Here is a 6,377-nt window from a genome sequence, read left to right as displayed (position 1 = left end):
GATGAAGCGCTTCGCCGAGCCGGACGAGATCGCGCACGCCGTCCTGTTCCTGGCGAGCGACGCCGCCAGCTACTGCACCGGCACCATCCTCCTGGTGGATGGCGGCTACACCTGCTGGTGAGGCCGGCTACAGGCCGACCGCGTCCGCGTCGTCGTCCGTCTCCGGGCGGAAGGCGACACCCGCATAGACCTGGTCGAGGGCGATCTCCGCACCCAGGAAGGCCGAGCGGAAGCGCGCTGAGCCGGACACCATCTCTACCGACCAGTGCGCTTCCTGCCGCTGCCAGACCTGGACCCAGGCCCGGCTGCTGTCGACCATCCAGATCTCCTGCACGCTCGGCAGCTCCGTATAGCGCAGGAGCTTGCAGGCGAGGTCGAACGACATGGTCGCCGGCGAGAGCACCTCGATGACGACCGCCGGCGGCGCGGGCTGACCCTGCGGCTCCCGCAGCCCGGAGCGGATCACCAGATCGGCCTGGAAGTAGTTGCGCTGGTCGATGGGGACGCCGGCCCCGGTCACGAGGCGGCAGGGCGGCTTGAGGTGCGGATGGATCGCCAGCACCAGATTGGCCCTGACCTCGCCATGCTCGTCCGGCGGCGGCACCATTGTGTGGACGGCCCCGTCCACCAGCTCATGGCGTGCGTCGGATCCGTCCGGCCGGGCCTGGAACTGTGCGACGGTCATCATCGGGGCATGCCCCTGTGCGAGAGCCATGGCGCCACCTCCTCCGACCGAACCCTAGCATGCAGCTGGCCGGGACGCAGCGTCCCCCTCAGGCCCGCCGCTCGGTCAGGAACAGCTTCACCGCGAGGCCGACGAAGAACAGGCCGGACAGGGCGTCGAGCGTCACCGTCACCCAGCGCACCTTCGAGAAGCGGTCCACCATCCAGCCGGTCAGAAGTGCGATCCCCATCAGCCAGGCGATGCCGATCAGGTTGAGCGTCAGGCCGAGTGCGAGGGTCTGCAGCGCCACGCTGCCGCGCCCGGCCGAGACGAACTGGGGCAGGAAGGCCACGAAGAACATGATGACCTTCGGGTTCGACAGATTGGTCAGCAGGGCGCGGGAAAACACGGTCCAGGCCGAAGGCGCCGCCCGTGCCGGTCGCGGTGCCGCATCCCGCTGCCCGGCGAGATGCAGGTTCGCCCAGGCCGACCGCAGCGCCTGCACGCCGATCCAGGCGAGATAGCAGGCACCCGCCCAGCGCAGCAGGTCGAAGGCCGTGGGCGAGGTGGCGATGAGCGCCGAGACGCCCACGGCCGCCAGCAGGCTGTGGCCGATATTGCCCACCAGGATGCCCAGGCAGGCGATCAGCCCGTTGCGCACCCCGCCCTGCAGGCTGTTGGCGGCGACGAACATCGTGTCCGGCCCGGGCGTGACCGCGAGCAGGAGGGCAGCGCCGAGGAACACGGCGAACAATTGGGCATCAGGCAACATGACTTCAGGCCGGCTGGCAGGCGATGCCCTCGATCTCGCACATGAGTTGCGGGCTGGCGAGGCCGTGCACGATCAGCAGCGTGGCCGCGCAGGCATGGCCCTGCATCCGCCGGTCGCGGATCTGCCGCCATAGCTTGACGTCGCGCTGGTCGACCAGGAACACGGTGATCTTCACCAGGTCGCGATGGGTCATGCCGGCATGGGCCAGCACCGCGAACAGATTGTCCCAGGTCAACTCCATCTGCTCGGCCACGCCTTCGGGCACGCTGCCGTCGGCGCGGACCCCGACCTGGCCGGAGACGTGCAGCCAGCGCGCGGGCCCGGTCACCAGGGCACCCTGGCTGTAGGCGGATGCCGGACGGTGGACGTTCGGCGGATCGAAGACCTCGATCATCGTCCTTCCTCCTGTGCCGCGCTCAGATGGCGGCCAGATAGCCGCCGTCGACGTACAGGCACTGACCGGTAACGTAGCGCGCGGCATCCGAACAGAGGAAGACCGCAGGCCCCACCAGATCGTCCAGCTCGCCGAACCGACCCTGCGGGATCTTGGGCAGCATCGCCTGCCGCCAAGCCTCGTCGGCGTAGAACGCCTCGGTCAGCGCGGTGCGGAAATAGCCGGGCCCGAGCGCGTTGACCCGGATGCCCTGCGGCGCCCATTCGGTGGCGAGCGCCCGGGTCATGCCCAGCAGGCCGGACTTGGACGAGCCGTAGGGGGTGGCAGTGGGCACGCCCACCTCGGAGGTGAGCGAGGCCAGGTTCAGGATGGCGCCCCGGCGCCGTTCCGCCATGCCCCGACCGACCGCGCGGGCGGTGAAGAAGGCGCCCTTCAGGTTGGTGTCGACGATCCGGTCCCAGAGCGCCTCGTCGACCTCGAGCGACGGGCGGACCTCCTCGATCCCGGCATTGTTGACCAGGATGTCGATCGGCCCGGTCCGCTCCTCCAGCGCCCGGATGCCGGCCTGGATACTGTCCACCGATCCGGCATCGACCGAAGCGGCCCAGGCCCGGCGACCCAGCGCCTCGATCGCCCGGCAGGTATCGGCAAGGCGCTCCGCGTCGCGCGCGGTCACCGCCACGTCCGCCCCGGCGGCAGCCAGCCCCCGCGCCAGCGCCGCGCCGATCCCGCGCGAGCCGCCGGTCACCAGCGCCACCTTGCCGGAAAGGTCGAACATCCCGCTCATCCTGGCAGCTTCTCCCGGGTCAGCCGGTACACCACGGCCTCGTACTTGCGATGCGAGCGGCTGCCGCACGGCACGCCGCCCAGCCCCTCCACCAGCCGCCGGCTCGGCAGGTTGGCCACGGCGACCGGGTAAAGCAGGCTCGCGACACCGAGGTCGCGGAAGGCGAAGCCGGCAAGCCCCGCGATCGCCTCCCGGCCCAGGCCCCGGCCATGCAGCGCCTCCCGGATCCAGATCCCGATCTCCGGCTCCGACGTGCGCAGCGCGTGGAGGCCCGCCATGCCGACGAAGATGCCGTCGTCCCGCGAGCGCAGGGCGAAATGCAGGTCGTCGCCCGCCATCCGGCCGGTTCGCCAGGACGCGACGATGTCCGCCAGCACCTCCACCGACGCCGGCGGGTCGAAGCTGAGATAGCGGGTCAGCTCCGGCGTGATTGCGGCGAACATCTCGGGCACGTCGGCCAGATCGGGCGGGCGGAGTACCAGCCTCGCCGTCTCGAGCCTGATGCCGCCCTGGCTCACACCGGCCGTTCCAGCAGATCCTGGAGCACCGCCGCGTCGACCTGATCGCTGGTGAAGGCCTGGCCCAGGCGCTGGAGCAGCACGAAGGTGATCCGGCCCTGGCTGGCCTTCTTGTCCCGCCGCATCGCGGTCAGCATCGCGTCTGCGGCAAAGCCCTGGTTGGTCACCTCGCCGGGCGCCGTCTTCAGTCCAAGCTCCCGGAGGTGGCGGCGCACCCGGTCCGTGGTCTCTGCCGGCAGATGGCCTGCGCGCACCGACAGCTCGGTCGCCTGGACCATGCCGATTCCGACCGCCTCGCCATGGAGCAGCCGATTGCCATAGCCCGTCAGGTTCTCATAGGCATGGGCGAAGGTGTGGCCGAAGTTCAGCAGCGCCCGGCCGCCCTTGGTCTCGAACTCGTCGTCGCCCACGATCTCCGCCTTGATCGCGCAGGACCGCTCGATCGCGAAAGCGCGCGCCGCCTGGTCGCCCCCGATCACGCCCTGGCCGTGCTCCTCCAGCCAGGCGAAGAACCCGGCATCGCGGATCAGCCCGTATTTCGCGACCTCGGCATAGCCGGCCTGCAGCTCGCGCAGCGGCAGCGTGTCGAGCGTGGTCGGGTCGATCAGTACCCGCCGGGGCTGGTGGAAGGCCCCCACCAGGTTCTTGCCGGCCTGGGCGTTGATGCCGGTCTTGCCGCCCACGCTGCTGTCGACCTGGGCCAGGAGCGTGGTCGGCACCTGCACGAACGGCAGGCCGCGCAACAGCGCCGCCGCGGCGAAACCAGCGAGATCGCCCACCACCCCGCCGCCCAGCGCCAGGATGGTGGTCTTCCGGTCGATGCCGGGCTCCAGCACCGCCTCGCAGAGCTGCGCGAAGACGCCGAAGCTCTTGCTCGCCTCGCCCGCCGGCACCGTCACGGTACGCGTCTTGAGGCCGGACTCGGCCAGGGAGGCTTCCAGGCGCGGCAGATGCGGCGTGGCCGCCATGGTCTGGTCGGTGACGATCACCAGCCGGTCCGACGGCAGCAGCCCTGCCAGCTCCTCGCCGGCCCGGTCCAGCAGGCCCGGTGCGATCCGCACGTCATAGCCGCGCTCGCCCAGCGGCACGCGCACCGAGCCGGTGGCCGGCATGGTCATAGCAGCACTCACGCCAGCACTCCCGCCTCGGCCAGCCGGCCGATCAGCTCGTGGACCAGCCGGTCGACCGGCTGGTCGCCGCTGTCCACCACCATGGCCGCCTCGGCATAGACCGGATGCCGACGCTCCATCAGCTCGGCCAGGATCGTGCGCGGGTCGCCCGCGTCCAGCAGCGGCCGGCTGCCCTTCTTGCGCGCGGTGCGGGCGACCAGCGTGTCGAGGTCGGCGCGCAGCCAGACCGAGAAGCCGCTGGCGCGCACCCGCTCGCGGGTGAGCGGGTCGACGAAGGCCCCGCCGCCCAGCGCCAGGACATGGGGCGGCCCGGCCAGGAGGCGAGCGATCACCCGCCGCTCCAGCGCCCGGAACTCGGCCTCTCCATGGCTCGCGAAGATGTCGGGCACCGACATGCCGGCCGCCTCCACGATCGCGTCGTCGGCATCGATGAAGGGGGCGTGCAGGACCGCCGCCATCCGGCGGCCGACGGCGGACTTGCCGGCACCCATCAGCCCGACCAGCACGACATGGCGGGTCAGGTTCAGGCGGCGGGCTGGCGGCGTCTCGATGGGGAGCGCAGCTTCTGGGTGCGCTTCGTGGTTGGTCATTCGTGTCAGCGTTGAACGGGCGGAGCGTCGCCTATATAAACCGGCGAAGGCTACCGACGGCAAGCCCGGCCTGGACAAAAACCACACGCGCGGGATCCACGCGGAACGATGGCGGCATTCGGACGGGCGTTGCTCGTGATCCTGATCGCGACCGTGCTGGGCGGCATTGCCTTCCTGATGTTCTGGGACGTTCCCGCACCCCGGCAGCCGGTCGAGGCAGTGGTCCCGGCGGAACGGCTGGCCCAGTGAGCAAACATCGACCGATCGCACGTGGGCTGCTGGCCTGCTGTGCCTGGCTGGCCCTGGCCGGCAGCGTGCAGGGCCAGCCGCGTCCCCTGTTCGAGGACCAGCCGTCCGCCCAATCCGCCGGCCCGGCATCCCCTCCTTCGGAGTTCACCGTGCGTCCTTTGGACGTGCCGAGCGCCGATGCCGTGGGCGGCGGCGACTGGCGGGGTTCGGCTGCCTGGGGCGACACGCCGCCCGCCGAGATCGCCCTGGCCCTGGCGGCCCTGCCGGCCGTCCCGCCCGATCCCGCTGCCCGCCGCCTCCAGGTCGAGCTCCTGCGGCTGCCCACGCCGGACAGCCAGCCGCCCGGCAGCCTGCTGGCCCTGCGCCTGCAGCACCTGATCGAGCTGGGTGCCCTGGACGTGGCCCAGGCATTGGTGGACGAGGCCGGGCCGGGTGCCATCCGCCTGCCGGCCCTGGCCCCGGTCGCGGCCGGACTGGATCTCGCGGCCGGACAGGATGAGGCGGCCTGCGCGCTCGCGCGCGACGCGGGCCTCGGCATGGAGGTCAGCAGCGAGGAAACCAGCGGCCAGGCGGGCAGTGGTGAGCTCAACCTGCTCTGCGCGCTTCTGCAGGACCGGCCGGACAGCGCCCTAGTGCTGGCCGGCGCCCTGGAAGAGACCGGCAGCCTGCGCGCCCAGCCATTCGGGGCGCTGGTCGCGGTGGCACTGGGCTACGGGCGCGCCGATGCGGTGGACTGGAGCGCCACGGTGACCCCGGCCGACCTGGCCCTGGCGCGCCGGCTGGGCCTGGCGCTGCCGGAGGAGGCGGTTGCCCAGGCCTCTCCCGCGGCCCTGGCGCGCCTTGCCGCCGATTCGGCCACCCCGCCCGGCCTGCGTGCCGCTGCCCGCGCCCGGATGGAGGCGGCGCGCGGCAACTTCGCCACCACCGGTGCCGAGGCCAGCCGCCTGCGCGCGATCACCGACCCGCAGGCCCGGGCCCGCGAGATCGTGCTGCTGTGGCATGCCGATGCCGATCCGGACAGCCGCCGGGCCTACCTGCCGCAGCTGGCCCCGCTGGCCGCCACGGTGGCGCCGCGGCAGGCCCTGGCGCTGGAAGCCGAGACGCTGGCCCGGATCCTGCTGGCCGCCGGCGAGGAGGGTGCCGCGCTTGCCTGGTTCGACATGCTGGAGGCGCAGCCGCAGGGCGACCGGGCCCGCGCCCACCGGGTGGCGGTCCTGATGATCCTGGCGGGCCTGGTCGATCCGTCCCGGATGCCGCCCACGCCGGACGGGCT

General features: G+C 72.0%; 9 protein-coding genes and 1 pseudogene. 3 read left to right on the top strand and 7 right to left on the bottom strand.

Going from position 1 to position 6,377, the window contains the following annotated elements:
• Positions 1-121, top strand: a 121-nt coding sequence (locus VNS22_RS20825; RefSeq protein ID WP_325735857.1) for an SDR family oxidoreductase, incomplete at its 5' end; no start/stop codon positions are given.
• Between the two features lie 6 nt (positions 122-127).
• Here VNS22_RS20825 and VNS22_RS20820 read toward each other — a convergent pair.
• Genes VNS22_RS20820 through VNS22_RS20790 form a run of 7 tightly spaced genes read right to left on the bottom strand, consistent with a single transcriptional unit; the run spans position 128 to position 4,855 of the window.
• Positions 128-715, bottom strand: coding sequence for a Uma2 family endonuclease (locus VNS22_RS20820; RefSeq protein WP_325735855.1), 588 nt, complete (start codon positions 713-715; stop codon positions 128-130).
• A gap of 58 nt (positions 716-773) precedes the next feature.
• Complete coding sequence (locus VNS22_RS20815; RefSeq protein WP_325735853.1) at positions 774-1,436, bottom strand: LysE family translocator; 663 nt, start codon at positions 1,434-1,436, stop codon at positions 774-776.
• 4 nt (positions 1,437-1,440) lie between these two features.
• A complete protein-coding gene (locus tag VNS22_RS20810) occupies positions 1,441-1,830 on the bottom strand; it encodes a RidA family protein (RefSeq protein WP_325735851.1) in 390 nt (129 codons plus the stop codon).
• Positions 1,831-1,852: 22 nt separating this feature from the next.
• Entirely contained in the window at positions 1,853-2,617 is a 765-nt protein-coding gene (locus tag VNS22_RS20805; protein WP_325735849.1) for a glucose 1-dehydrogenase, read from the bottom strand.
• Positions 2,614-3,135: a GNAT family N-acetyltransferase gene (locus tag VNS22_RS20800; protein WP_325735847.1), complete on the bottom strand. Its 522-nt coding sequence runs from the start codon at positions 3,133-3,135 to the stop codon at positions 2,614-2,616. Before VNS22_RS20800 ends, VNS22_RS20805 begins: the two co-directional genes overlap by 4 nt.
• Positions 3,132-4,265, bottom strand: coding sequence for a 3-dehydroquinate synthase (aroB, locus tag VNS22_RS20795; protein WP_325735845.1), 1,134 nt, complete (start codon positions 4,263-4,265; stop codon positions 3,132-3,134). The genes VNS22_RS20800 and aroB overlap by 4 nt, the downstream gene beginning before the upstream one ends.
• Positions 4,262-4,855, bottom strand: a complete 594-nt coding sequence (locus tag VNS22_RS20790; protein ID WP_325735843.1) for a shikimate kinase — start codon at positions 4,853-4,855, stop codon at positions 4,262-4,264. The genes aroB and VNS22_RS20790 overlap by 4 nt, the downstream gene beginning before the upstream one ends.
• A 108-nt stretch (positions 4,856-4,963) precedes the next feature.
• Between VNS22_RS20790 and VNS22_RS20785 the strand changes: the two genes are divergently transcribed.
• Positions 4,964-5,104 (top strand): hypothetical protein, encoded by a 141-nt coding sequence (locus tag VNS22_RS20785; RefSeq protein ID WP_325735841.1) that lies wholly within the window; start codon positions 4,964-4,966, stop codon positions 5,102-5,104.
• Positions 5,101-6,377, top strand: a pseudogene (locus tag VNS22_RS20780) (hypothetical protein); the annotation flags it as partial. The gene VNS22_RS20785 and the pseudogene VNS22_RS20780, both read left to right, overlap by 4 nt.

The sequence above is a fragment of the Geminicoccus sp. genome, assembly GCF_035556675.1.
Taxonomy (GTDB): domain Bacteria; phylum Pseudomonadota; class Alphaproteobacteria; order Geminicoccales; family Geminicoccaceae; genus Geminicoccus.
This window is presented reverse-complemented; position numbering and strand designations above follow the sequence as displayed.